The sequence below is a fragment of the Pseudarthrobacter sp. NPDC059871 genome, assembly GCF_042731175.1.
GTDB lineage: Bacteria > Actinomycetota > Actinomycetes > Actinomycetales > Micrococcaceae > Arthrobacter.
The window spans coordinates 24,809-48,464 of the sequence record NZ_JBHWJV010000010.1 but is presented as its reverse complement, the minus strand read 5'-3'; the positions used below and the strand labels follow the sequence as shown (position 1 = coordinate 48,464).

The 23,656-nt window shown below is 63.0% G+C and carries 24 protein-coding genes; 23 read left to right on the top strand and 1 reads right to left on the bottom strand.

Translation table 11 applies throughout. The features are described 5' to 3' along the window. Window positions 1-67 precede the first annotated feature (67 nt). The 7 genes from ACFV4R_RS14180 to ACFV4R_RS14150 all read left to right on the top strand — a co-directional run bounded on the left by ACFV4R_RS14180 (window position 68) and on the right by ACFV4R_RS14150 (window position 13,413). Complete coding sequence (locus ACFV4R_RS14180; RefSeq protein WP_056075391.1) at window positions 68-3,967, top strand: DNA-directed RNA polymerase subunit beta'; 3,900 nt, start codon at window positions 68-70, stop codon at window positions 3,965-3,967. Window positions 3,968-4,394: 427 nt separating this feature from the next. After that, on the top strand, window positions 4,395-4,769 hold the full coding sequence (rpsL, locus tag ACFV4R_RS14175) for a 30S ribosomal protein S12 (protein WP_011692814.1): 375 nt from the start codon (window positions 4,395-4,397) through the stop codon (window positions 4,767-4,769). Window position 4,770: 1 nt separating this feature from the next. Further along, window positions 4,771-5,241, top strand: coding sequence for a 30S ribosomal protein S7 (rpsG, locus tag ACFV4R_RS14170; RefSeq protein WP_013601837.1), 471 nt, complete (start codon window positions 4,771-4,773; stop codon window positions 5,239-5,241). Window positions 5,242-5,310: 69 nt separating this feature from the next. Further along, window positions 5,311-7,425 carry an elongation factor G gene (gene fusA / locus ACFV4R_RS14165; RefSeq protein WP_268156658.1) on the top strand — a complete coding sequence of 705 codons (2,115 nt, stop codon included), beginning with the start codon at window positions 5,311-5,313 and terminating at the stop codon, window positions 7,423-7,425. 263 nt (window positions 7,426-7,688) lie between these two features. Beyond that, window positions 7,689-8,879 (top strand): elongation factor Tu, encoded by a 1,191-nt coding sequence (gene tuf, locus ACFV4R_RS14160; RefSeq protein WP_056075385.1) that lies wholly within the window; start codon window positions 7,689-7,691, stop codon window positions 8,877-8,879. Between the two features lie 416 nt (window positions 8,880-9,295). Then, a complete protein-coding gene (locus tag ACFV4R_RS14155) occupies window positions 9,296-13,258 on the top strand; it encodes a hypothetical protein (RefSeq protein WP_377227114.1) in 3,963 nt (1,320 codons plus the stop codon). A gap of 29 nt (window positions 13,259-13,287) precedes the next feature. Then, complete coding sequence (locus ACFV4R_RS14150; protein ID WP_377203040.1) at window positions 13,288-13,413, top strand: hypothetical protein; 126 nt, start codon at window positions 13,288-13,290, stop codon at window positions 13,411-13,413. A 55-nt stretch (window positions 13,414-13,468) separates the two neighbouring features. Here ACFV4R_RS14150 and ACFV4R_RS14145 read toward each other — a convergent pair whose 3' ends face one another. Continuing rightward, on the bottom strand, window positions 13,469-14,908 hold the full coding sequence (locus ACFV4R_RS14145) for a GH1 family beta-glucosidase (RefSeq protein ID WP_377203039.1): 1,440 nt from the start codon (window positions 14,906-14,908) through the stop codon (window positions 13,469-13,471). Between the two features lie 433 nt (window positions 14,909-15,341). Between ACFV4R_RS14145 and rpsJ the strand changes: the two genes are divergently transcribed. The 16 genes from rpsJ (at window position 15,342) to rplF (ending at window position 23,656) form a co-directional block, all read left to right on the top strand. Continuing rightward, the gene (gene rpsJ, locus ACFV4R_RS14140; RefSeq protein ID WP_003803825.1) at window positions 15,342-15,650 is read left to right on the top strand and encodes a 30S ribosomal protein S10; all 309 of its coding nucleotides are present in this window, start codon (window positions 15,342-15,344) and stop codon (window positions 15,648-15,650) included. Window positions 15,651-15,667: 17 nt separating this feature from the next. Further along, the gene (gene rplC, locus ACFV4R_RS14135) at window positions 15,668-16,318 is read left to right on the top strand and encodes a 50S ribosomal protein L3 (protein WP_015937852.1); all 651 of its coding nucleotides are present in this window, start codon (window positions 15,668-15,670) and stop codon (window positions 16,316-16,318) included. A gap of 4 nt (window positions 16,319-16,322) precedes the next feature. Then, window positions 16,323-16,943 (top strand): 50S ribosomal protein L4, encoded by a 621-nt coding sequence (gene rplD, locus ACFV4R_RS14130; protein WP_056075375.1) that lies wholly within the window; start codon window positions 16,323-16,325, stop codon window positions 16,941-16,943. Continuing rightward, window positions 16,940-17,245: a 50S ribosomal protein L23 gene (gene rplW, locus ACFV4R_RS14125; protein WP_056075372.1), complete on the top strand. Its 306-nt coding sequence runs from the start codon at window positions 16,940-16,942 to the stop codon at window positions 17,243-17,245. Before rplD ends, rplW begins: the two co-directional genes overlap by 4 nt. 29 nt (window positions 17,246-17,274) lie before the next feature. Beyond that, the gene (gene rplB, locus ACFV4R_RS14120) at window positions 17,275-18,114 is read left to right on the top strand and encodes a 50S ribosomal protein L2 (RefSeq protein ID WP_015937850.1); all 840 of its coding nucleotides are present in this window, start codon (window positions 17,275-17,277) and stop codon (window positions 18,112-18,114) included. Between the two features lie 12 nt (window positions 18,115-18,126). After that, window positions 18,127-18,408 (top strand): 30S ribosomal protein S19, encoded by a 282-nt coding sequence (rpsS, locus tag ACFV4R_RS14115; RefSeq protein ID WP_003803803.1) that lies wholly within the window; start codon window positions 18,127-18,129, stop codon window positions 18,406-18,408. Window positions 18,409-18,446: 38 nt separating this feature from the next. Next, entirely contained in the window at window positions 18,447-18,812 is a 366-nt protein-coding gene (rplV, locus tag ACFV4R_RS14110) for a 50S ribosomal protein L22 (RefSeq protein WP_009358304.1), read from the top strand. Beyond that, window positions 18,813-19,643, top strand: a complete 831-nt coding sequence (rpsC, locus tag ACFV4R_RS14105) for a 30S ribosomal protein S3 (protein WP_056075369.1) — start codon at window positions 18,813-18,815, stop codon at window positions 19,641-19,643. Beyond that, the gene (gene rplP / locus ACFV4R_RS14100; protein ID WP_015937848.1) at window positions 19,644-20,060 is read left to right on the top strand and encodes a 50S ribosomal protein L16; all 417 of its coding nucleotides are present in this window, start codon (window positions 19,644-19,646) and stop codon (window positions 20,058-20,060) included. A gap of 2 nt (window positions 20,061-20,062) precedes the next feature. Continuing rightward, window positions 20,063-20,392 (top strand): 50S ribosomal protein L29, encoded by a 330-nt coding sequence (gene rpmC / locus ACFV4R_RS14095; protein WP_015937847.1) that lies wholly within the window; start codon window positions 20,063-20,065, stop codon window positions 20,390-20,392. Continuing rightward, window positions 20,389-20,694, top strand: a complete 306-nt coding sequence (gene rpsQ / locus ACFV4R_RS14090) for a 30S ribosomal protein S17 (protein WP_015937846.1) — start codon at window positions 20,389-20,391, stop codon at window positions 20,692-20,694. The genes rpmC and rpsQ overlap by 4 nt, the downstream gene beginning before the upstream one ends. A gap of 613 nt (window positions 20,695-21,307) precedes the next feature. After that, entirely contained in the window at window positions 21,308-21,676 is a 369-nt protein-coding gene (gene rplN, locus ACFV4R_RS14085) for a 50S ribosomal protein L14 (RefSeq protein ID WP_003803789.1), read from the top strand. Between the two features lie 3 nt (window positions 21,677-21,679). Further along, entirely contained in the window at window positions 21,680-22,042 is a 363-nt protein-coding gene (gene rplX / locus ACFV4R_RS14080; RefSeq protein ID WP_015937845.1) for a 50S ribosomal protein L24, read from the top strand. Then, on the top strand, window positions 22,042-22,623 hold the full coding sequence (gene rplE, locus ACFV4R_RS14075; protein ID WP_015937844.1) for a 50S ribosomal protein L5: 582 nt from the start codon (window positions 22,042-22,044) through the stop codon (window positions 22,621-22,623). The genes rplX and rplE overlap by 1 nt, the downstream gene beginning before the upstream one ends. Window positions 22,624-22,702: 79 nt before the next feature. Beyond that, entirely contained in the window at window positions 22,703-23,101 is a 399-nt protein-coding gene (gene rpsH, locus ACFV4R_RS14070; RefSeq protein ID WP_015937843.1) for a 30S ribosomal protein S8, read from the top strand. Window positions 23,102-23,119: 18 nt separating this feature from the next. After that, complete coding sequence (gene rplF / locus ACFV4R_RS14065; RefSeq protein WP_056075367.1) at window positions 23,120-23,656, top strand: 50S ribosomal protein L6; 537 nt, start codon at window positions 23,120-23,122, stop codon at window positions 23,654-23,656.

The following is a 23,656-nucleotide window of genomic DNA, read 5'->3' as shown; positions in this document are numbered from 1 at the left end:
GTCGGGCCTGACCTCCCTCATTCGTCAAGACTTCAGAATTTAGAGAACAAGAGAGAACAGGGACCATATGTCCAGCGAATCCTCCTTCGGCCTCATGCAGATCGGCCTCGCCACCGCGGAAGACATCCGCGGCTGGTCTTACGGCGAGGTTAAGAAGCCGGAAACCATCAACTACCGCACGCTCAAGCCCGAGAAGGACGGCCTCTTCTGCGAGAAGATCTTCGGCCCGTCCCGTGACTGGGAATGCTACTGCGGCAAGTACAAGCGCGTGCGCTTCAAGGGCATTATCTGTGAGCGCTGTGGCGTTGAGGTCACCCGCGCCAAGGTACGCCGTGAGCGCATGGGCCACATCGAGCTCGCCGCTCCCGTCACCCACATCTGGTACTTCAAGGGTGTTCCGTCCCGCCTGGGCTACCTCCTTGACCTGGCACCGAAGGACCTCGAAAAGGTCATCTACTTCGCTGCCTACATGATCACCAGCGTCGACGAGGCTGCCCGCCACGAGGAACTGCCCAACCTGCAGGTTGAGCACGACATCGAGAAGAAGCAGCTCATCGACAACCGCGACTCCGACATCGCGGCGATCGCCCGCGACCTCGAAGGCGAAATCGCCCGCCTTGAGGGCGAAGGCGCCAAGGCTGCCGACAAGAAGAAGGCCCGCGACTCCGCCGACCGCCAGATGGCCAACGTGCGCAAGCGCGCCGACGCCGACATCGAGCGCCTCGAGCAGGTCTGGGACCGCTTCAAGAACCTCAAGGTTGCCGACCTCGAAGGCGACGAGGGCCTGTACCGCGAACTGCGTGACCGCTACGGCATGTACTTCGAAGGCTCCATGGGTGCCGAGGCCATCAAGAAGCGCCTCGAGGGCTTCGACATGCAGGCCGAATCCGACCTGCTGCGCGACATCATTGCCAACGGCAAGGGCCAGCGCAAGACCCGTGCCCTCAAGCGCCTGAAGGTGGTCAACGCGTTCCTCACCACCAACAACAGCCCGCTCGGCATGGTTCTCGACGCCGTCCCGGTGATCCCGCCGGAACTGCGCCCGATGGTCCAGCTGGACGGTGGCCGCTTCGCGACCTCCGACCTCAACGACCTCTACCGCCGTGTGATCAACCGCAACAACCGGCTCAAGCGCCTGCTTGACCTCGGTGCTCCGGAGATCATTGTCAACAACGAGAAGCGCATGCTTCAGGAAGCCGTTGACAGCCTCTTCGACAACGGCCGTCGTGGCCGTCCGGTCACGGGTCCGGGCAACCGTCCGCTGAAGTCCCTGAGCGACATGCTCAAGGGCAAGCAGGGCCGTTTCCGCCAGAACCTCCTCGGCAAGCGTGTTGACTACTCCGGCCGTTCGGTCATCGTCGTTGGCCCGCAGCTGAAGCTGCACCAGTGTGGCCTGCCCAAGCAGATGGCCCTGGAGCTCTTCAAGCCGTTCGTGATGAAGCGCCTGGTTGACCTCAACCACGCCCAGAACATCAAGTCGGCAAAGCGCATGGTCGAGCGTTACCGTCCGCAGGTGTGGGACGTGCTCGAAGAGATCATCACCGAGCACCCGGTGCTGCTCAACCGTGCACCTACCCTGCACCGCCTGGGTATCCAGGCGTTCGAGCCGCAGCTTGTTGAAGGCAAGGCCATCCAGCTCCACCCGCTGGTTTGTGGTGCCTTCAACGCTGACTTCGACGGTGACCAGATGGCAGTGCACCTGCCGCTGAGCCCCGAGGCGCAGGCTGAGGCGCGCATCCTGATGCTGTCCTCGAACAACATCCTGAAGCCGTCCGATGGACGCCCGGTCACCCTGCCTTCGCAGGATATGATCATCGGCCTCTACCACCTGACCACCAAGCGGAAGGGTTCGGCTGGCGAAGGCCGCATCTTCGGTTCGGTATCCGAGGCCATCATGGCGTTCGATGCCCGCGACCTTCACCTGAACTCCCAGGTCAAGATCCGCCTCGAAGGCTTCGTGCCCTACGCCGGTTGGGAAGCCCCCGAAGGTTGGGAGCAGGGCCAGCCCGCAATCGTGGAAACCTCCCTGGGCCAGGTCCTCTTCAATGAGACCCTGCCCGAGGACTACCCCTGGGTTGAGGCTGTAGCGGACAAGGGCGAACTGTCCAGGATCGTCAACGACCTCGCTGAGCGCTACCCGAAGGTTGTTACCGCGGCAACGCTGGACAACCTGAAGGATGCCGGTTTCTACTGGGCCACCCGCTCGGGCGTCACGGTTGCCATCTCCGACATCGAGGTTCCGGCTGCCAAGCCGCAGATCCTTGCCGGTTACGAGGAACGCGCCGCCAAGATCCAGGGCCAGTACGACAAGGGCCTGATCGACGACGACGAGCGTCGCCAGGAACTCATCGAGATCTGGAACAAGGCCACCAACGACATCGCTGCGGTGATGCGTGAGAGCCTGTCGCCGATGAACACCATCAACCGCATGGTGTCCTCCGGTGCCCGTGGTAACTGGATGCAGGTCCGTCAGATCGCGGGTATCCGTGGCCTGGTGGCCAACCCTAAGGGTGAGATCATCCCGCGCCCCATCAAGTCCTCCTACCGTGAGGGCCTGTCGGTGCTGGAATACTTCATCGCCACGCACGGTGCCCGTAAGGGCCTCGCCGATACCGCTCTGCGTACCGCCAACTCGGGTTACCTGACCCGACGCCTGGTGGACGTCTCGCAGGATGTCATCGTCCGTGAAGAGGACTGCGGCACCGAGCGTGGCCTGGTCACGCCGATCGCCGTCGCCGACTCCAACGGTGAGCTGGTCCTGGACGAGAACGTCGAGAACAGCGCTTACGCACGTACGCTGGCTGTCGACGTCGTGGACTCCGAGGGCAACGTCCTCGCAGCCGCCGGCACCGACTGCGGCGACGTCGTCATCGACGAGCTCTTCAAGGCCGGCATTACCGAGGTCAAGGTCCGCTCGGTCCTTACCTGTGAGTCCAGCGTCGGTACCTGCGCCCTGTGCTACGGCCGTTCGCTGGCCACCGGCAAGACCGTGGACATCGGCGAGGCTGTCGGCATCATCGCCGCCCAGTCCATCGGTGAGCCCGGTACCCAGCTGACCATGCGTACGTTCCACACCGGTGGTGCAGTGTCCGCCGGCGGTGGCGACGACATCACCCAGGGTCTGCCCCGTATCCAGGAGCTCTTCGAAGCCCGTACTCCGAAGGGTGTTGCGCCGATTGCCGAGGCAGCCGGCCGCATCGCCATCGAAGAGTCCGAGCGCCAGATGCGCCTGGTCATCACCCCGGATGACGGCACGGAAGAGATCGCTTACCCGGTCCTGCGCCGTTCACGCCTGCTGATCGAAGACGGCGACCACGTCACCGTTGGCCAGAAGCTGATCAACGGTCCGGTGGACCCCAAGCAGGTCCTGCGCATCATGGGTCCGCGTGCGGCACAGAAGTTCCTGGTGGACGAAGTGCAGGGCGTGTACCGCAGCCAGGGCATCGGTATCCACGACAAGCACGTCGAGGTTATCGTCCGCCAGATGCTGCGCCGCGTCACGGTCATCGAGTCCGGCGAATCGGACCTGCTGCCCGGCGAGCTCGCCGAGCGCAGCCGCTTCGAGGATGCCAACCGCCGCGTTGTGTCCGAGGGCAAGACGCCGGCATCCGGTCGTCCGGAGCTCATGGGCATCACCAAGGCGTCGCTGGCCACCGAGTCCTGGCTGTCCGCAGCTTCCTTCCAGGAGACCACCCGCGTCCTGACGCAGGCGGCCATGGAAGGCAAGAGCGATCCGCTGCTGGGCCTCAAGGAGAACGTCATCATCGGTAAGCTGATCCCGGCCGGCACGGGTCTCCCGCGCTACACCGAGGTCACCGTGGAGCCCACTGAAGAAGCGAAGGCCAACCTGTTCACCGGCCCCAGCGCATTCAGTGACTTCTCGTACGACACTCTGGGCGGTGACGGAGCTCCCGAGTTCCACGCCATCCCGCTGGATGACTACGACCTCGGCAACGACTTCCGCTAAAACGGCTGTCAGCCCTTGGCTGGATTCCAAGGCCAGGCCCCGCACTTTCGAGTGCGGGGCCTGGCCCGTTAACCGGGCATTGCACATGGGCACCCGGGGCGGTGGAGGACGACGGCGGCGGGCGGCTGCCGCCGTCGTCTGCCTTACACCTGATTAAGGCTCAGGATCAAGCCGTGCTAGACTTTTCTATAATTGTTCTGTGTGGCAGTGGATGAAGGCCGCCGCAGCATCATTTTGGTTTTGTTCTCATGATGCCGGGTGTGAGCTTGTTTCCGGGTTGCGGGTAAGGTGCGCAACGAATGCCACCATTTTGCACGCCTAGGCAAGATTCCAACCTCCAAGGCTGCAAGGACAACGCCAAAACCGGAGCAGGGACGGCTGACGCCTGAATGTGCCGGTAGAGATCAAACCAACGGAGAACACGAGAGTGCCTACGATTAACCAGCTGGTCCGCAAGGGCCGCACGCCGAAGGTCAAAAAGACCAAGGCTCCTGCCCTGAACGGCAGCCCGATGCGCCGCGGTGTTTGCACCCGCGTTTACACCACCACCCCCAAGAAGCCGAACTCGGCTCTGCGTAAGGTTGCACGTGTGCGCCTTAACGGTGGCGTTGAAGTCACCGCTTACATCCCCGGTGTTGGCCACAACCTGCAGGAGCACTCCATTGTGCTCGTTCGCGGTGGTCGTGTGAAGGACCTTCCGGGTGTCCGCTACAAGATCGTCCGTGGCGCCCTCGATACCCAGGGTGTGAAGAACCGTAAGCAGGCCCGCAGCCGCTACGGCGCAAAGATGGAGAAGAAGTAATATGCCTCGCAAGGGTCCGGCCCCCAAGCGGCCGCTCGTACAGGATCCCGTTTACGGCTCCCCGCTGGTAACCCAGCTCATCAACAAGGTGCTCGTTGACGGCAAGAAGTCCACGGCAGAGCGCATCGTTTACGGTGCCCTCGAAGGCGCACGCGCCAAGTCCGGTGGCGACCCCGTGGCAGCGCTGAAGAAGGCCATGGACAACGTCAAGCCTTCGCTTGAGGTCCGCTCACGCCGCGTCGGCGGCGCCACCTACCAGGTTCCGGTTGAGGTCAAGCCGGGCCGCTCCACCGCACTTGCCCTGCGGTGGCTGGTTGGCTACTCCAAGGCCCGCCGCGAAAAGACGATGACCGAGCGTCTCCAGAACGAAATCCTGGATGCGTCCAACGGTCTCGGTGCCGCTGTGAAGCGTCGCGAAGACACCCACAAGATGGCCGAGTCCAACAAGGCCTTCGCACACTACCGCTGGTAATACTCCCCGGACGCCGCCGGCTCAACCGAGCCGGCGGCGAACGTGTAGTCCATCCCAAAAGGAGACCCCGTGGCACAGGACGTGCTTACCGACCTTAGTAAGGTCCGCAACATCGGCATCATGGCCCATATTGATGCCGGCAAGACCACCACCACCGAGCGCATCCTGTTCTACACGGGTGTGAACCACAAGATCGGCGAAACGCACGACGGCGCTTCGACGACTGACTGGATGGAACAGGAAAAGGAACGCGGCATCACCATCACGTCTGCCGCCGTGACCTGCTTCTGGGAAAACAACCAGATCAACATCATCGACACCCCCGGCCACGTGGACTTCACTGTTGAGGTTGAGCGCTCCCTGCGCGTCCTTGACGGTGCAGTTGCTGTCTTCGATGGCAAGGAAGGCGTTGAGCCCCAGTCCGAGACCGTTTGGCGCCAGGCTGACAAGTACAACGTCCCGCGTATCTGCTTCGTCAACAAGATGGACAAGCTCGGCGCTGATTTCTACTTCACCGTAGACACCATCGTCAGCCGCCTCGGCGCCAAGCCGCTGGTCATGCAGCTGCCCATCGGTGCTGAGAACGACTTCATCGGCGTTGTGGACCTGCTCTACATGCGCTCCCTGGTCTGGCCCGGCGATGCCAAGGGTGACGTCACCATGGGTGCGAAGTACGAGATCCGCGAGATCCCTGCTGACCTCCAGGAAAAGGCCGAAGAGTACCGCGCAGCGCTCGTTGAGACCGTTGCAGAGTCCTCCGAGGAACTCATGGAGAAGTACCTTGAAGGCGAAGAACTCACCGTAGACGAGCTCAAGGCCGGCATCCGCAAGATGACGATCAACTCCGAGCTCTACCCGATCTTCTGTGGCTCCGCGTTCAAGAACCGTGGCGTTCAGCCGATGCTCGATGCAGTTGTCGACTACCTGCCGAACCCGCTCGACGTCCCGCCGATGGTCGGTCACGACCCCCGCGACGAAGAGAAGGAACTGACCCGCGCACCTTCCGCTGATGAGCCTTTCTCCGCACTGGCCTTCAAGATTGCGGCGCACCCGTTCTTCGGCCAGCTCACCTTCATCCGCGTGTACTCCGGTCACGTGGAAGCAGGCGCCCAGGTGGTCAACTCCACCAAGGGTAAGAAAGAGCGCATCGGCAAGCTGTTCCAGATGCACGCCAACAAGGAGATGCCCGTTGAGGGCGCCACCGCCGGCCACATCTACGCTGCCATCGGCCTGAAGGACACCACCACGGGCGACACCCTGTGCGACTCTGCAAACCAGATCGTGCTTGAGTCCATGAGCTTCCCGGAGCCCGTGATCTCGGTTGCCATCGAGCCGAACACCAAGGGTGACCAGGAGAAGCTCTCCACGGCCATCCAGAAGCTCTCCGCTGAGGACCCCACCTTCCAGGTGTCCCTCAACGAAGACACCGGCCAGACCATCATCGCCGGCATGGGCGAGCTCCACCTGGACATCCTGGTGGACCGCATGCGCCGCGAGTTCAAGGTCGAGGCAAACGTGGGCAAGCCCCAGGTTGCCTACCGCGAAACCATCAAGCGCGCCGTCGAACGCCACGACTACACGCACAAGAAGCAGACCGGTGGTTCGGGCCAGTTCGCAAAGATCCAGATTGCGATCGAACCGCTGGACACTGCCGAGGGCGAGCTGTACGAGTTCGAGAACAAGGTCACCGGTGGCCGCGTTCCGCGCGAATACATCCCGTCTGTCGACGCTGGTATCCAGGATGCACTGAACGACGGCGTCCTGGCCGGTTACCCGGTTGTGGGCATCAAGGCCACGCTGGTTGACGGCGCGTACCACGATGTTGACTCCTCGGAAATGGCGTTCAAGATCGCCGGCCGTATGGCTTTCAAGGAAGCCGCACGCAAGGCGAACCCTGTCCTGCTCGAACCGCTGATGGATGTCGAAGTCCGCACCCCTGAGGAATACATGGGTGAAGTTATCGGTGACATCAACTCCCGCCGTGGCCAGATGCAGTCCATGGAGGATGCACAGGGCGTCAAGGTTATCCGCGCGCACGTTCCGCTGTCCGGCATGTTCGGCTACATCGGTGACCTGCGTTCGAAGACCCAGGGCCGCGCTGTGTACTCCATGACGTTCAACAGCTACGCGGAGGTCCCGAAGGCTGTCGCCGACGAGATCATCCAGAAGAGCCGCGGCGAGTAGTCCGTACAGGGCACTTAAAGCGAATACCTCGGGTGCGCAGCCGGAAACGGACAGCGCAGCCGGTGCAGGTGGCCGGGGCCGGCAGGACCCATCCCGGTCAAGCCGGCTCCAGGCCATCTGCACGAACAGGCTCAGGGGATTAGTATTAGTTCCTGAATCTGCAATTTCACCAATCCAAAGCCCCCAAGTAGACTTGCCTGAGTTTCTGCCGCGAAAAGCGCGGTTGAAGGGCAAGCCATTTGAAATCGTTCTAGGAGGAACCTGTGGCAAAGGCAAAGTTCGAGCGGACTAAGCCGCACGTCAACATCGGCACCATCGGTCACGTTGACCACGGTAAGACGACGCTGACGGCCGCCATTTCCAAGGTGCTGTACGACAAGTACCCGGATCTTAACGAGAAGCGCGACTTCGCGTCTATCGACTCTGCTCCCGAAGAGCGTCAGCGCGGTATTACCATCAACATCTCCCACGTGGAGTACCAGACCGAGAAGCGCCACTACGCACACGTAGACGCCCCCGGTCACGCTGACTACATCAAGAACATGATCACCGGTGCTGCCCAGATGGACGGCGCAATCCTCGTGGTTGCTGCTACCGATGGCCCCATGGCTCAGACCCGCGAGCACGTTCTGCTCGCCCGCCAGGTTGGTGTTCCCTACCTGCTGGTCGCGCTGAACAAGTCCGACATGGTTGATGACGAAGAGCTCCTCGACCTCGTCGAAATGGAAGTTCGTGAGCTGCTCAGCTCGCAGGGCTTCGATGGCGATGAGGCTCCGGTTGTTCGCGTTTCCGGCCTGAAGGCCCTGGAAGGCGACCCGGTTTGGGTCAAGTCCGTTGAGGACCTGATGGCAGCTGTCGACGAGTCCGTTCCGGACCCCGTACGTGACCGCGACAAGCCGTTCCTGATGCCGATTGAAGACGTCTTCACCATCACCGGCCGTGGCACCGTTGTTACGGGCCGCGCCGAGCGTGGCACCCTCGCCATCAACTCCGAGGTCGAGATCGTTGGCATCCGCCCGGTCCAGAAGACCACGGTTACCGGTATCGAGATGTTCCACAAGCAGCTCGACGAAGCATGGGCCGGCGAGAACTGTGGCCTGCTGCTCCGTGGCCTGAAGCGCGACGATGTTGAGCGTGGCCAGGTTGTCGTCAAGCCGGGTTCCATCACCCCGCACACCGACTTCGAGGCCAACGTCTACATCCTGTCCAAGGACGAAGGCGGACGCCACAACCCGTTCTACTCGAACTACCGCCCGCAGTTCTACTTCCGTACGACGGACGTTACCGGCGTTATCACCCTGCCCGAGGGCACGGAAATGGTTATGCCCGGCGACAACACTGAGATGACCGTTGCGCTCATCCAGCCGATCGCTATGGAAGACGGCCTCGGCTTCGCTATCCGCGAAGGCGGCCGCACCGTTGGTTCGGGACGCGTCACCAAGATCATCAAGTAACTCTTGCTGATCATCGGATAGCCGGGATTATGTCCCAGTAATCCACAGGAGGCCCCGCTGCAGTGTGCAGCGGGGCCTTCTTTTGCTACCGTTAATCCAGTCAATGGATAAACCGCAGGACTCCCGCCACGCTCTCCTTGAAAGGCCATCTCATGCCGGACGATTCGTACGAGGAAGGCTACCGGGCCGGTCACTTGCAGGGTTGGCTGGATGCCATGGCCAAAGTGGACGAGCGCCAGGCGACAGAAACCCTCACCGCACGTCCCGGTCGGGTGCAGGCCCCCGCACCGGCCCCGGCGGCAGGGCCGGCGTTCGCCCCGCCGACGGTTACGGCCCCTGCACCCCAACCGGCTCCTGCACCTCAGCGGGCTTCCGGGGTGCCGACACGTCCTGTAACGCCGCTACAGCCAGTGCCCGTGGGGGCCGCTGCGACACCTCGGCCAAAGCCCACCACGCAGCCTGTCCCATACCGCGGATACGCCGATGGCCCGTCCCGGCCGGCAGAATCAGCCGAAGAGGTGGCAGCGCGCCGGGAACGGCGTGACCGCCAGAACATCAACGTCACGCTGTATGTGGCGAGCCTCCTGCTCGTTGCCGCAGCGGCCCTGTTTGTGGGAACGGCACTGCCGCCCATGATGAGATTCGCAGGCGTCTGCTCCGTGGCTGCCCTGTTCTACGGTTCCGGGTTCATCCTGCACCACCGCGTCCCGCGCCTGAAGCCTGCCGCCGTGGCCTTCACTGGCACCGGGCTGGCGCTCGTCCCTGTCATCGGCTTGGCCCTTTACAGTTTTGTCTGGCAAAACGGGCCCGCGGCGTGGCTCGCCACCTCGCTGGTCGGAACCCTTGCCTACATTGCGGCCGCCCTCCGGCTCGAAAGCCGCGTGCTGGCGTATCTGTCGCTGACTTTCCTTGTTTCCACCGCGTGGTCGGGTATGGCAGTCCTCGGTGCCGCCCTGGTTTGGTACTTCGTGGCGCTCATCGCTGTGGCGGTCCTGTTTACCCTGCTGAGCATGGTCAGGCCGGGCTGGCTTCCACCGCTTTTCCTGCGGCCACTGGTCACTGTCCACCCCGTCGTGGTACCCGCTGTTGCCGTGGCTGCGACGTTCCTCCTGCGCACCAGCCTGGCCGAGTACGCACTGATCCTCGGGCTCAGCGGTGCATACTTCGCCACCATGGCCGCAGTACCGGGAGCAAGCTTCAGGCTCCGCAATTTCTATGCATCCCGCGCCGCACTGACAGTTGCGGGGGCGGTGGCTGTCCTGGAGCTCACCGACACCTCAAGAGGCGCACTGCTGGCCGCCTGCGCCTTGCTTGCGGCGCAGGCCATCGGCGTTGCCGTGGGTGGCGGCCGTCTGGAGGCCTGGTTCCCTCCGCGCCGGCCTGACGGGGAAAAGGAACCGGTGCCTGCCACCGTGCCCACTCCTTCCCTGAGCGAAGCATTGGCGCCACGTTGGCGTGCCGACGTCATGGTGACCCACCTGGTGCACTGGGCGCTGACGGCAGCGTTTGCAGGCAGCACTGTGCTGCGCAGCATCGCCGGCGCATGGGTACCTGATGCAGGAGCAATTCCACTATGGGTGCCGGTACTGCTGCTGCTCCTGACGAGCTTTACCCTGGCTGTCAGGCTGCGCAGGGCCGCTGAGTTTCTTCCGTTTGCGGGCATTGCCCTGGCCGGAGTCGTCAGCAGGGTGATGGGGGAGTGGGAGTTCGCCATCATGGTGCTCCTCACCGCATTCTTCTGGCTGGTCCGTGGGCTCCGCGAAAGCGGCACGCAACGGCAGATCCTCCTCTTCAACACCAGGATTGCAGGCACGGTTGCCGTTCCCGCCGTGACGGCCGCCTTGACGGTGGGGAGCACACAGGGGCAGGCCGTGTGGTTCAGTGTTGTGGCAGCGGCCGTGGCACAGCAGTTGCTGTCTGCATGGCTGCAGCGGGGGAGTCGCAGGGAATTTGCGCCACAGGCTACCCTGATGGGCTTCTCTGCTCTTGGGACGGTGGGAGTCGCTGTCCTCGGCGCCGTGGACTCTTCGCCTGGACAGTCGCTGACGTGGGGCGGGATTCTGCTGCAGCTCGCTGCAGCGGTTGCCATGGGTCTGCTCCTGGTACCGCAGCCGGACGGGGAGCGCGCCTGGATTCCACGAGCAGGCGAAGTGGTGCCGCTTGTGATGGCAGGCGTCATGGTGGAGTTCGCTTTCAGGTGGATTACACCGGATGCAGGGAACATCGCGCTGGCTGCAGTGGTGGCATACCTCGCCGTCACAGGCCTCCGGCTGCGGTCCCGGCTGCACCGTTGGGGATATTGGTGGCTTTGCCGCATCGCCGCCACATTGCTGGCGCTGACGCTGTTCGACAGGCTGGTGGTCTCCGCGGGCGCGCCATTTGTGGGCGGGGAAGCTCTTGAGCCCGCCACGGTGCTGGTTGCCGTGTTGGCCGTGCAGATGGCCGTGGTGCTGGTGTCATTCCGGCTAAAGCGTTCTCCGCGTGGCGCGGCCGTGGATGCGGGTGTGGTTCTGGCGGTTCAACTCATCGGGTGCACCATGCTCTGGCCGTTGTCGGAGGGAAGCTGGCAGCATCTGGTCATCCCGGGGGTTACTGCGCTGTCGTCGGCTGTTGCCGGGCTGTCGCTGCGCGGTCAACGGGGCTCCGAGTGGTTCGCGCCGGCATCCTTCCTCGTCCTGGTGGGATTGTCCGCTGGCAACGTCACCCTGGTCGAGGTGTTGCTCGCCATCTTTGCTGCCTTCGCCGCGGTGATGGTGGCAGCAGCTGCCCGGGCTGTGGAGAAGGGCGGATACTTTATTGCGGCGAAGGTACTGACGGCGGCACTGGCCGTGGTCCTCAGTTACGACGTGTCGGCCTCCCCGGACGTTGTGTCGCTGACCTTTGCGGGCGTTCTTGCCGCCCAGCACGCCGTCCGGTGGCTGATGCGTTTCCGTCTTAAGGAGGTTCCCTTCCAGCAGGCGGCGGTATGGATCACCCTCGCAGGCCAGGCCGCCCTTCCACTGGCCTACGTCAGCCGCATTGGGGCAGCCGACAGAGGTGGCGAACGCTGGATCCTCCTGGTGGAGTTCGCGCTGGTTCTTATCTCGGCAGTCGTTGCCAGGACCCTGTTCGCGGCGCGCGGTGCACTCTACTTTGCAGCCTTTGCTGTGCTGGGCGGGGTGCTGGCGCTGAGCCCGCTCGTAACGCCTGCTGTGTCCCCGTTGCTGGGCTATTCCGGGGTGGCACTTCTTCTGCTGGCGCTGGCGCTTGCGGCGGCGGTGGCCGGAGCATTGTGGTCCCGCCGGATGCCGGTCCCCGCCGGAACTGAGCGATGGCTGTGGCTGATTGCCGCCCTGGGGTACAGCCTCACTGCGCTGCTCCTCGCTCCGCAGGCCGACGAGTGGATCGCCGGGTTCGCCGTCCTGGTGCTCGCCGCTGTACTCTTTTGCGCCTCCCACGTTGAGCGTGCCGCGATACTGTACGCGCCGGCGTCGGCTGCTGTCCTGGCTGGTACGTTCATGGTGGTCCGGGAGGTGGCCGGCGGAAACCCGGATGTATGGGCGGCCTATGCGCCCTGGCTCGGTGCCGGCGCAGCGGGAGCCGCCCTTTACGGTGTGCGCGTGGCAACGTCCGCCAGGCTGGGGGCTGACCCGTGGCGCCGCTGGTCCCTGGCCGGCGCCGCGGTGGCAGGGCTCGCCCTGGCCACAGTTGCGGGGATCGCGGCAGACACCACGGCCTGGGTTGCCGCCGCCGCACTGGCGGGCGCGGCCGGCATCTGCATCGCGGAAGCCCCGGCAGAACTGCGCCGGGTGGTCTCTGAAGCGAGTGCTGTGGTGGTGATGGCCGGAGTTCAACGCGCGGCGATCTTCGAACTGGACGGCCGCCGGAGTTTCGGGGCCGGCCTGCCGGATCCCTTTTGGGCGGCGCAGTGGTACGTGGTGCTTGGAGCTGCCCTGGTCTTCCTTCGCTACCGATCCGGGCAGCCCAAAGCCGGGCGTGGAATCGCTGTGGCGGCAGCCGTCTTGCTCACCCTCACGGGGGCAGGAACCGTGTTTGGCGGCACTGCAGGCCAGCAGCTGTGGCTTCTGGTACTGCTCGCTGTGCTGCTCGTCGGCGGGCTCCTGGCCGGCGAGAAGATCTTTGTCAGGTGGGGCGCCGCCGGTGTTGCCGCATGCATTCTTTGGGCGATGCTCGGGTACACGTTCGTACTCCTGGCGCTCATCGCCGTCGGCCTCATCGCTTTTGCCGTCTGGCGGCTGAACCGGAGCGCCGGCCCGGAGGCCGCGGAGGCTGCTCTGCCGCCAGCGCCGCCAGTGCCGCCAGCGCCTCAGTCGCCGCCAGCGACTCCAGATGCGGTGAGTGACACCGGCAGCGACGCTCCGGCCAGGAAGGTGCCCTGATACTGTTGCAGCATTGAGAGGAGCTCATCATGGGATGGCTTATTTTCCTGATCGTTGCCGCTGCCGTGGTGGCCGGAGTCTTCTGGGCGAAGAATCACTTCCGCCACGAGATCGACCGGGCAAAGCGGATCAACAGGGCCAACAAGAATCAGTAACCGGCACTGGAAGGCGCCCCGCACCGCGGCATGACTCTGCCATCGCCGCGGCTGCCTACCCGGCGGGCTGCCCCGTGCGGGCCCTGGAGAGAGCCTGATACCAGTAGAACGATTGCTTTGGCGTACGCTCCTGGTTGCTGAAGTCAACGTGAACCAGGCCGAACCGCTGTGAGTACCCGGCGGCCCACTCGAAATTGTCCATGAGTGTCCAGACGAAGTAGCCACGCAGGTCCACTCCCGAGGCGATCCCGCCGGGGGCCGTCGCTTCCAGCGCGGCTGCCAGGTGGGAGGCCAGATAGCTGACGCGCTCACCGTCCTGAAGGGTTCCGGATACTGTGTCCGGTTCGGGAAAACTGGCACCGCCTTCCGTGATGTAGACCGGCGGGAGGGCAGCACCGTACCGGTCCCTCATTTCCTGCAGCAGGACACCCAGGTGCCCGGGGGCCACAGGCCAGCCGAAGCCCGTGTTGCTGAACTCCGGGTAACCCACCTCGTGGAAGGGCAGCCGTGCAACGGCCTTGTGCATGTCAGCGGGAATGGCGGTGACGCCCCGCCCCAAGGCCACCTTGACCGGGAAGTAGTAGTTCAGCCCGTAGAAATCGAGTGGCTGGTGGATGGTGCGCAGGTCGGAATCGGAGATCCGCCCGATCGAGCGCAGCCACGGCCGGGCATACACCGGAAGGTTGGGGTAGCGGCCCAGCAGCACCGGGTCTGCATAGATCCTGTTCATCAACAGGTCGTACAGGTGCGCCACCACACGGTCCCCAATTTTGCGGGATGCCGGCCGGATGGGGGCGTGCAGGTTGGTGACTCCGATTCCGCCCCGGACGCCTGCCGCGCGGAGTGCCTGAACGCCCAGCCCGTGAGCCAGTAGCTGGTGGTGGATGGAGGGGAGCGCATCGAACATCAGTGCCCTGCCGGGGGCATGGACGCCCAGGGCGTAGCCGTTGAGCGTCACGGAGACCGGCTCGTTGAGCGTGACCCACTGTGAGACGCGGTCGCCGTACCGTTGGCCGGCGGCAGCTGCGTACTCGCCAAAGCGTTCCGCGGTTTCCCTGTTGAGCCAGCCGCCGCGGTGTTCCAGCGGCAGCGGGGTGTCCCAGTGATACAGGGTGGCCATGGGGGCGATGCCGGCTTCCAGCAGCTGGTCGATCAGCCGGTCGTAGAAGTCGAGCCCCTCGGGGTTGAGCTTTCCGCGGCCATCGGGTTGGATGCGGGGCCAGGCGAGGGAGAACCGGTATGAGTCGACGCCGAGCTCCTTGAGGAGCGCGACGTCCTCGGGCAGCCGGTTGTAGTGGTCGCATGCGATGGCGGGGGAGTGGCCGTCAACGATGGCTCCGGGCTTTTGGGCAAAGGCGTCCCACCCTGAGGGGCCGCGGCCGCCGTCGGCCAGTGCGCCCTCGATCTGGAAGGCCGCCGCCGCTACGCCAAGGGTGAACGACGGCGGCATGCGGCTGGCCAGTTCAGTGACGGATTCGGTGCTCTCCAGCGTCATGTCCCCATCATCCATTCGCCGGGCGGCCGGGGCAATGGGTGGGACTGCAACAGCACGGAAGAGTGCCCGCCAGGCGCTGCACCGCGGCCGATGGGGGCGATTGGCTTATGCCGCAGATATCCGGCATACTAGATGAGTTGTTCAAGCGCTTCTTCGTGTCCCGATCCGGATAATGCCGGGTGTCAGGGTCCAAGTGGGAGCCCAAACATAACCCACCCCAATGGAAAATGCGGATTTGTTTGCGTGTAGAGCGCGACACGCCCGACCGCGGGGGTCGGTTGCGCCGGCAAGGTGAGGAACCCGGATTCATCCGGATTCAGTTTGTGCGGCGGATGGTGGTTACGACCTCAATTGCTTCGGCAGCCATACAACAGGTAAGTGAACAGGGCAGCCCTAACCCGGGGAAGCACAGACTGAAAGAGAGTCAGGCGACATGGCGGGACAAAAAATCCGCATCCGGCTGAAGTCATACGACCACGAGGTCATTGACGTTTCAGCACGGAAGATCGTTGAGACGGTCACGCGCGCAGGCGCAACGGTAGTTGGCCCCGTGCCGCTGCCCACGGAGAAGAACGTTTACTGCGTTATCCGCTCTCCGCACAAGTACAAAGACAGCCGCGAGCACTTTGAAATGCGCACGCACAAGCGTCTTATCGACATCATCGATCCCACGCCCAAGGCTGTCGACTCGCTCATGCGCCTCGACCTGCCGGCCGACGTGAACATCGAAATCAAGCTGTAGGGAGGTGCTGAGAAACTATGACCGCAACCCGTAACGTAAAGGGCCTGCTGGGCACGAAGCTCGGCATGACCCAGGTCTGGGACGAGAACAACAAGCTCATCCCCGTCACTGTGGTCCAGGCAGACTCGAACGTCATCACCCAGCTGCGCAACGCAGAGGTAGATGGCTACGTCGCCGTTCAGATCGGCTACGGCCAGATCGATCCCCGCAAGGTCACCAAGCCGCTGGCTGGTCACTTTGAAAAGGCAGGCGTCACGCCTCGCCGCCACGTCGTCGAACTCCGTACCGCAGATGCTGCCGAGTACGAGCTGGGCCAGGAGCTGTCCGTTGAGCTCTTCGCTGCCGGCCAGAAGATCGACGTCATCGGCACCACCAAGGGTAAGGGCTTCGCCGGTGTTATGAAGCGTCACGGCTTCCACGGTGTTGGAGCTTCCCACGGTGCCCACAAGAACCACCGTAAGCCCGGTTCAATCGGTGGCGCATCCACCCCGAGCCGCGTCTTCAAGGGCATGAAAATGGCCGGCCGCATGGGCGCCGTGCGTCACACCACGCTGAACCTCACGGTCCACGCGGTTGACGCCGAGAAGTCGCTGCTCCTGATCAAGGGTGCCGTCCCCGGCGCCCGCGGCCAGGTCGTCTTCGTACGTACCGCCGTGAAGGGAGCCTAGTTCAATGGCTAACACTGTCCAGGTTGACCTGCCTGCCGAGATCTTCGACGTCCAGACCAACGTGCCGCTGCTGCACCAGGTTGTCGTTGCCCAGCTCGCTGCTGCTCGCCAGGGTACCCACAAGACCAAGACCCGCGCTGAAGTTTCCGGTGCAGGACGCAAGCCGTTCAAGCAGAAGGGCACCGGCCGCGCCCGTCAGGGTTCGATCCGTGCTCCGCACATGACCGGCGGTGGCGTTGTCCACGGTCCCACCCCGCGTGACTACAGCCAGCGGACCCCCAAGAAGATGATTGCTGCTGCACTGCGCGGCGCACTGTCTGACCGGGCCCGCAACGGTCGCATCCACGTTGTCGCTGACCTGGTTGAAGGCACCAAGCCCTCCGCCAAGACCGCACTGGCAACGCTGCGCGGCGTTTCCGACCGCAAGAACCTGCTGGTCGTCATCGAGCGCGCCAACGATGTTGCTGCACTGTCCGTGCGCAACCTCACCGGTGTCCACGTTCTGTACGCAGACCAGCTGAACACCTACGACGTTCTCGTCTCTGATGACGTTGTCTTCACCAAGGCTGCTTACGAAGCATTCGTTGCCGCTAAGGCAGCTAAGAACGAGGAGGATGCCAAGTGAGTGCAGCCACCATCAAGGATCCCCGCGACGTCGTGCTTGCACCCGTCGTGTCGGAAAAGAGCTATGGCCTGATCGACGAGGGCAAGTACACCTTCCTGGTGGACCCCCGCTCGAACAAGGCTGAGATCAAGCTGGCCGTGGAGAAGATTTTCTCCGTCAAGGTCGAATCGATCAACACCATCAACCGTGCCGGTAAGCGCAAGCGCACCAAATTCGGATGGGGTACCCGCAAGAGCACCAAGCGTGCAATTGTGAGCCTCAAAGAAGGCACCATCGACATCTTCGGCGGTCCGCTCGCGTAGCGGAGACCACTTTAACGAGGAAATAAATTATGGGAATCCGTAAATACAAGCCGACTACCCCGGGCCGTCGTGGCTCGAGCGTAGCGGACTTCACCGAAATCACGCGGTCGACGCCGGAAAAGTCGTTGGTACGTCCGCTGCCCAAAAAGGGCGGCCGTAACAACACCGGTAAGATCACCACCCGTCACAAGGGTGGCGGACACAAGCGCCAGTACCGTCTGATCGACTTCCGTCGCCACGACAAGGACGGCGTTGACGCCCGCGTTGCTGAAATTGAGTACGATCCGAACCGTACGGCTCGCATCGCCCTCCTGCACTACGTTGATGGCACCAAGCGTTACATCATCGCCCCGAACAAGCTGTCCCAGGGCGACTTCGTAGAGGCCGGCCCCAACGCTGACATCAAGCCGGGTAACAACCTGCCGCTGCGCAACATCCCCGTGGGTACCGTTGTGCACGCAGTGGAGCTGCGTCCGGGCGGCGGTGCCAAGATGGGCCGCTCCGCCGGTGCATCCATCCAGCTCGTTGCCAGGGAAGGCCGTTTCGCCCAGCTGCGACTGCCCTCCGGCGAAATCCGCAACGTTGACGTGCGCTGCCGCGCAACCGTCGGCGAGGTCGGCAACGCCGAGCAGTCGAACATCAACTGGGGTAAGGCTGGCCGCATGCGCTGGAAGGGCGTCCGCCCGACCGTCCGTGGTGTAGCCATGAACCCGGTTGACCACCCGCACGGTGGTGGCGAGGGTAAGACGTCCGGTGGACGTAACCCCGTCAACCCGAACGGTCAGCGTGAAGGCCGCACGCGCCGCCCCAACAAAGAGAGCGACAAGCTTATTGTTCGTCGCCGTCGTACTGGCAAGAACAAGCGATAGGAGCCTGGACACATGCCACGCAGCCTGAAAAAAGGTCCTTTCGTTGACCAGCACCTCTTTGTGAAGGTAGCCAGGGAAAACGAAAAGGGCACCAAGAACGTCATCAAGACCTGGTCCCGCCGTTCGATGATCATCCCCGACATGCTCGGACACACGATCGCCGTACACGACGGACGCAAGCACATTCCGGTGTTTGTCACCGAGTCGATGGTCGGGCACAAGCTCGGCGAATTCGCTCCCACGCGGACATTCCGCGGCCATGTCAAGGACGACCGTAAGGGCAAGCGCCGCTAGGCGCCTGCACTTACGTCAAAGACGAGAGAAGGAAAGCAATGGAAGCCAAGGCAATTGCGCGCCACATCCGCGTAACGCCTATGAAGGCCCGGCGCGTCGTCAACCTTGTTCGTGGTTTGCAAGCGAATGAGGCTCTGGCAATTCTGAAGTTTGCCCCCCAGGCAGCTTCGGAGCCGGTATTCAAGGTAGTTCAGTCGGCAATCTCCAACGCCCGGGTCCTCGCGGACCGCGACGGCGTTGCGTTTGACGAAGGCGACCTCATCATCAGCGAAGCGTTTGTTGATGAAGGCCCGACCATGAAGCGGTTCCAGCCGCGTGCCCAGGGTCGTGCATTTCAGATCAAGAAGCGCACCAGCCACATCACCGTGGTAGTCGCTACCCCGGAGAAAGAGGAGGCTCGCTAAGTGGGACAGAAAGTAAACCCGCACGGGTTCCGACTCGGCATCACCACCGATCACGTATCGCACTGGTTCGCTGACAGCACCAAGGCCGGACAGCGGTACAAGGACTTCGTTCGCGAAGACATCCGCATCCGCCAGCTCATGTCCACGGGCATGGAGCGCGCCGGCATCGCCAAGGTCGAAATCGAGCGCACCCGTGACCGTGTCCGCGTGGACATCCACACGGCCCGCCCGGGTATCGTCATCGGCCGCCGTGGAGCAGAAGCAGACCGCATCCGCGGCGAGCTCGAAAAGCTCACCGGCAAGCAGGTCCAGCTGAACATCCTCGAGGTCAAGAACCCCGAGATGGAAGCACAGCTGGTTGCCCAGGGTGTTGCAGAGCAGCTGACCTCACGTGTGGCTTTCCGCCGCGCGATGAAGAAGGCCATGCAGTCCGCACAGCGTGCCGGTGCCAAGGGTATCCGTATCGCTTGCTCGGGCCGCCTGGGTGGCGCTGAAATGTCCCGCTCGGAGTTCTACCGCGAAGGCCGTGTGCCCCTGCACACCCTCCGTGCGAACATCGACTACGGCTTCTACGAAGCCAAGACCACCTTCGGCCGCATCGGCGTGAAGGTCTGGATCTACAAGGGCGACGTCACCGCCAAGGAACTGGCCGCACAGGCTGCTTCGGCACCGTCCCGCGGACCCCGCTCCGACCGTGGCGGACGCCCGGGTGGCGCTGACCGTGGTGACCGCCGTCGTCGCAACGACCGCCCGGCCGCTGACGCAGCTCCTGCTGCAGAGGCTCCGGCAGTTGAGGCTGCACCTGCAGCAGCAGAAGGAGGACAGGCTTAAATGCTTATCCCACGTCGAGTCAAGCACCGTAAGCAGCACCACCCGGGTCGTTCCGGCGCTGCTACGGGCGGCACCGAGGTCTCGTTCGGCGAGTGGGGTATCCAGGCTCTGAGCCCGGCATACGTCACCAACCGTCAGATCGAATCTGCCCGTATTGCGATGACCCGCCACATCAAGCGTGGCGGTAAGGTCTGGATCAACATCTACCCGGACCGTCCCCTGACCAAGAAGCCTGCCGAAACCCGCATGGGTTCCGGTAAGGGTTCGCCGGAATGGTGGGTCGCCAACGTCAAGCCGGGACGGGTTCTTTTCGAACTCTCCGGTGTCAATGAAGAGGTAGCTCGCGAGGCCCTGCGCCTGGCAATCCACAAGCTGCCGTTGAAGGCACGCATTGTGCGTCGCGAAGGTGGTGAGTAGAAATGGCAGTAGGATCCAAGGATCTGGCTCCCGCGCAGCTGGACGGTTTCGACAACGAGCGTCTCGTAGAAGAACTCCGTAAGGCTAAGGAAGAGCTGTTCAACCTGCGTTTCCAGTCCGCCACCGGTCAGCTGGAGAACCACGGCCGCCTGCGTGCAGTAAAGAAGGACATTGCACGCATCTACACCGTTCTTCGCGAACGCGAGCTGGGCATTCGTGCCGAGGTTGCCGCACCGGTTGTGGAAGCCAAGGAAGAAAAGAAGTCCAAGAAGGCTGCAACCAAGAAGGCCGAGAAGGCTGAAACGGCTGAGTCCGAGGAGGACGCCAAGTGAGTGAAAAGGACCAGAACGTGACCGAATCTGCTACTGCAGCCACGGCTGAGCAGCGCGGTTACCGCAAGACCCGTCGCGGCTACGTGGTCTCCGACAAGATGGAAAAGACCATCGTCGTCGAGGTTGAAGACCGCGTGAAGCACGCACTGTACGGCAAGGTCATCCGCCGCACCTCCAAGGTCAAGGCACACGACGAAGAGAACACCGCCGGCATCGGCGACCTCGTTGTCATCGCCGAGACCCGTCCGCTGTCCGCCACCAAGAACTGGCGGCTCGTGGAAATCCTCGAAAAGGCCAAGTAGCACCTGCTGCTGGCTGGAAGCCCCTGTTCCCTTTCCGGGAGCGGGGGCTTCCTCGTTTTAACCTTCGCTGCGTGCACGCCCGCTCACTTGTGGTGGCTTCCCACGAGACGCCCGCTCACTTGTGGTGGCTTCCCACCAGACGCCCGCTCACTCCCTTAAAGAGAGTGAGCGGGCGTTGGTCCCATAGCCGCCACGAGTGAGCGCGCGTTGAGGTGGGGGATCACGACGGCGGCGGCCCGGCCGCGTGGGGAGCGGCACCCTGGGTGGGGCGAACGGCTGCCCTGCGTGACGTCGTCGTACGTCCTGCCCTGCTTGCGGGGCGGTGCTTCGTGGTGATATGGGAACTGGCGAAAAGCATGCTAGGATATTGAGTTTGTATGGCGCCTTCTGCGCGCCGTCGTCAACCTCGTAAACAAGCGTGCCACAGCACAGTGCCCCTGTGCGCCCGGGATCCGTCCCGGACCGGATGGGAGCAACTGCTTCTGGCACAGGCGTTTAGGCCTGGTCTGGCAAAATCCAGGCGGGTCAAGAGACACCCCGATCAACCGTTCCGCAAGGCTCATTCCGTAGCAAGACCACGGCCTGAGAACCGGCGCGACGCAAGGAGTAAATAGTGATTCAGCAGGAGTCGCGACTCAAGGTCGCCGACAACACGGGTGCTAAGGAAATCCTTACCATTCGCGTTCTCGGTGGATCCGGACGTCGCTACGCAGGCATCGGTGACGTCATCGTCGCCACCGTCAAGGATGCAATCCCGGGCGGCAACGTAAAGAAGGGCGATGTTGTCAAGGCAGTCATCGTCCGTACCAAGAAGGAACGCCGCCGTGCGGATGGTTCCTACATCAAGTTTGACGAGAACGCAGCTGTGATCCTGAAGAACGACGGTGACCCCCGCGGTACCCGTATCTTCGGACCGGTTGGTCGTGAACTCCGTGACAAGAAGTTCATGAAGATCGTTTCTCTGGCTCCGGAGGTGCTCTAGTCCATGGCTGCAAAGATCAAGAAGGGTGACCTGGTTCAGGTCATCACTGGCGCCAAGGCTGAGCGCGGCGGCGACCGCGGCAAGCAGGGCAAGGTTCTGCGCGTCTTCACCGACACCAACCGCGTGCTGGTTGAGGGTATCAACCGCGTCACCAAGCACACCCGTGTTGGACAGTCGCAGCGCGGCACCAAGACCGGCGGCATCGAGGTCGTAGAGGCCCCGATCCACATTTCCAACGTGGCCCTGGTTGACCCGTCGACCAAGAAGCCGACCCGTGTGGGCTTCCGCCTCGACACTGTGGAGAAGAACGGTGTCAAGAAGACCGTCCGTATCCGCGTGTCCAAGAGCTCCGGGAAGGACATCTAATGACTGAGACTCTCGAGACTCCGGCAACGAAGATCGTTCCTCGTCTGAAGACCAAGTACGCCGAATCCATCAAGGCAACGCTCCAGGATGAATTCAAGTACGAGAACGTGAACCAGGTACCCCGCCTGGTGAAGGTTGTTGTGAACATGGGTGTTGGAGATGCCGCCAAGGACTCCAAGCTGATCGACGGCGCTGTCCGCGACCTCACCCAAATCACCGGCCAGAAGCCGCAGGTTACCAAGGCCCGCAAGTCGATCGCACAGTTCAAGCTGCGCGAAGGCATGCCCATCGGTGCACACGCAACCCTGCGTGGCGACCGTATGTGGGAATTCGTGGACCGCCTCGTTTCGCTGGCTCTGCCCCGTATCCGCGACTTCCGCGGCCTCAGTGGCAAGCAGTTCGACGGCAACGGCAACTACACCTTCGGTCTGACCGAGCAGGTTATGTTCCACGAAATCGACCAGGACAAGATCGACCGCGTTCGCGGTATGGATATCACGGTCGTTACCACCGCCAAGACCGATGACGAAGGCCGCGCGCTGCTCAAGGCGCTTGGTTTCCCGTTCAAGACCGAAGCTTAATTAGCTACGTAAAAGGTCCGGCCGCACAGCTTCCTGAAGCACGCGGCGGAAACCGTTACGAGGAAGGGCAAGAGCCCAAATGACAATGACAGATCCTGTCGCAGACATGCTTACGCGCCTGCGTAACGCAAACTCGGCATACCACGACTCCGTGTCTATGCCTTACAGCAAGCTGAAGGCACGCGTTGCTGACATCCTCAAGGCCGAAGGTTTCATCGCCGGCTGGAAGGAAGAAGACGCTGAGGTTGGCAAGAAGCTGACTCTCGACCTGAAGTTCGGTCCGAACCGCGAGCGTTCCATCGCTGGCGTCCGCCGCATCTCCAAGCCGGGTCTCCGCGTTTACGCGAAGTCCACCAACCTGCCGCACGTGCTGGGTGGCCTGGGTATCGCAATCCTGTCCACCTCTTCCGGGCTCCTGACTGATAAGCAGGCCGGCAAGAAGGGCGTGGGCGGCGAAGTCCTCGCCTACGTCTGGTAACGGGAAAGGAAGAGAATAATGTCACGTATTGGACGTCTCCCCATCACCGTTCCTGCCGGCGTTGAGGTCAAGGTTGACGGCTCTGTCGTCAGCGTTAAGGGTTCCAAGGGCGAGCTGAGCCACACTGTGGCCAGCCCGATCGAGGTTGCACTTGACGACACCACCCTGACCGTCAGCCGCCCGAACGACGAGCGCGCCTCCCGTTCACTCCACGGCCTGACCCGCACCCTGATCGCCAACATGATCCAGGGTGTCACCGCAGGCTACGAGAAGAAGCTCGAAATCGTTGGCACCGGTTACCGCGTGCAGGCCAAGGGCTCTGACCTTGAGTTTGCCCTCGGCTACAGCCACCCGGTCAACGTTTCGGCTCCGGACGGCATCACCTTTGCAGTAGAGGGTCCGACCAAGCTCTCTGTCTCAGGCATCAATAAGCAGCAGGTCGGCGAGGTTGCTGCCAACATTCGCAAGCTGCGGAAGCCTGACCCGTACAAGGGCAAGGGCATCCGTTACGCCGGCGAAGTCATCCGCCGCAAGGTCGGAAAGGCTGGTAAGTAA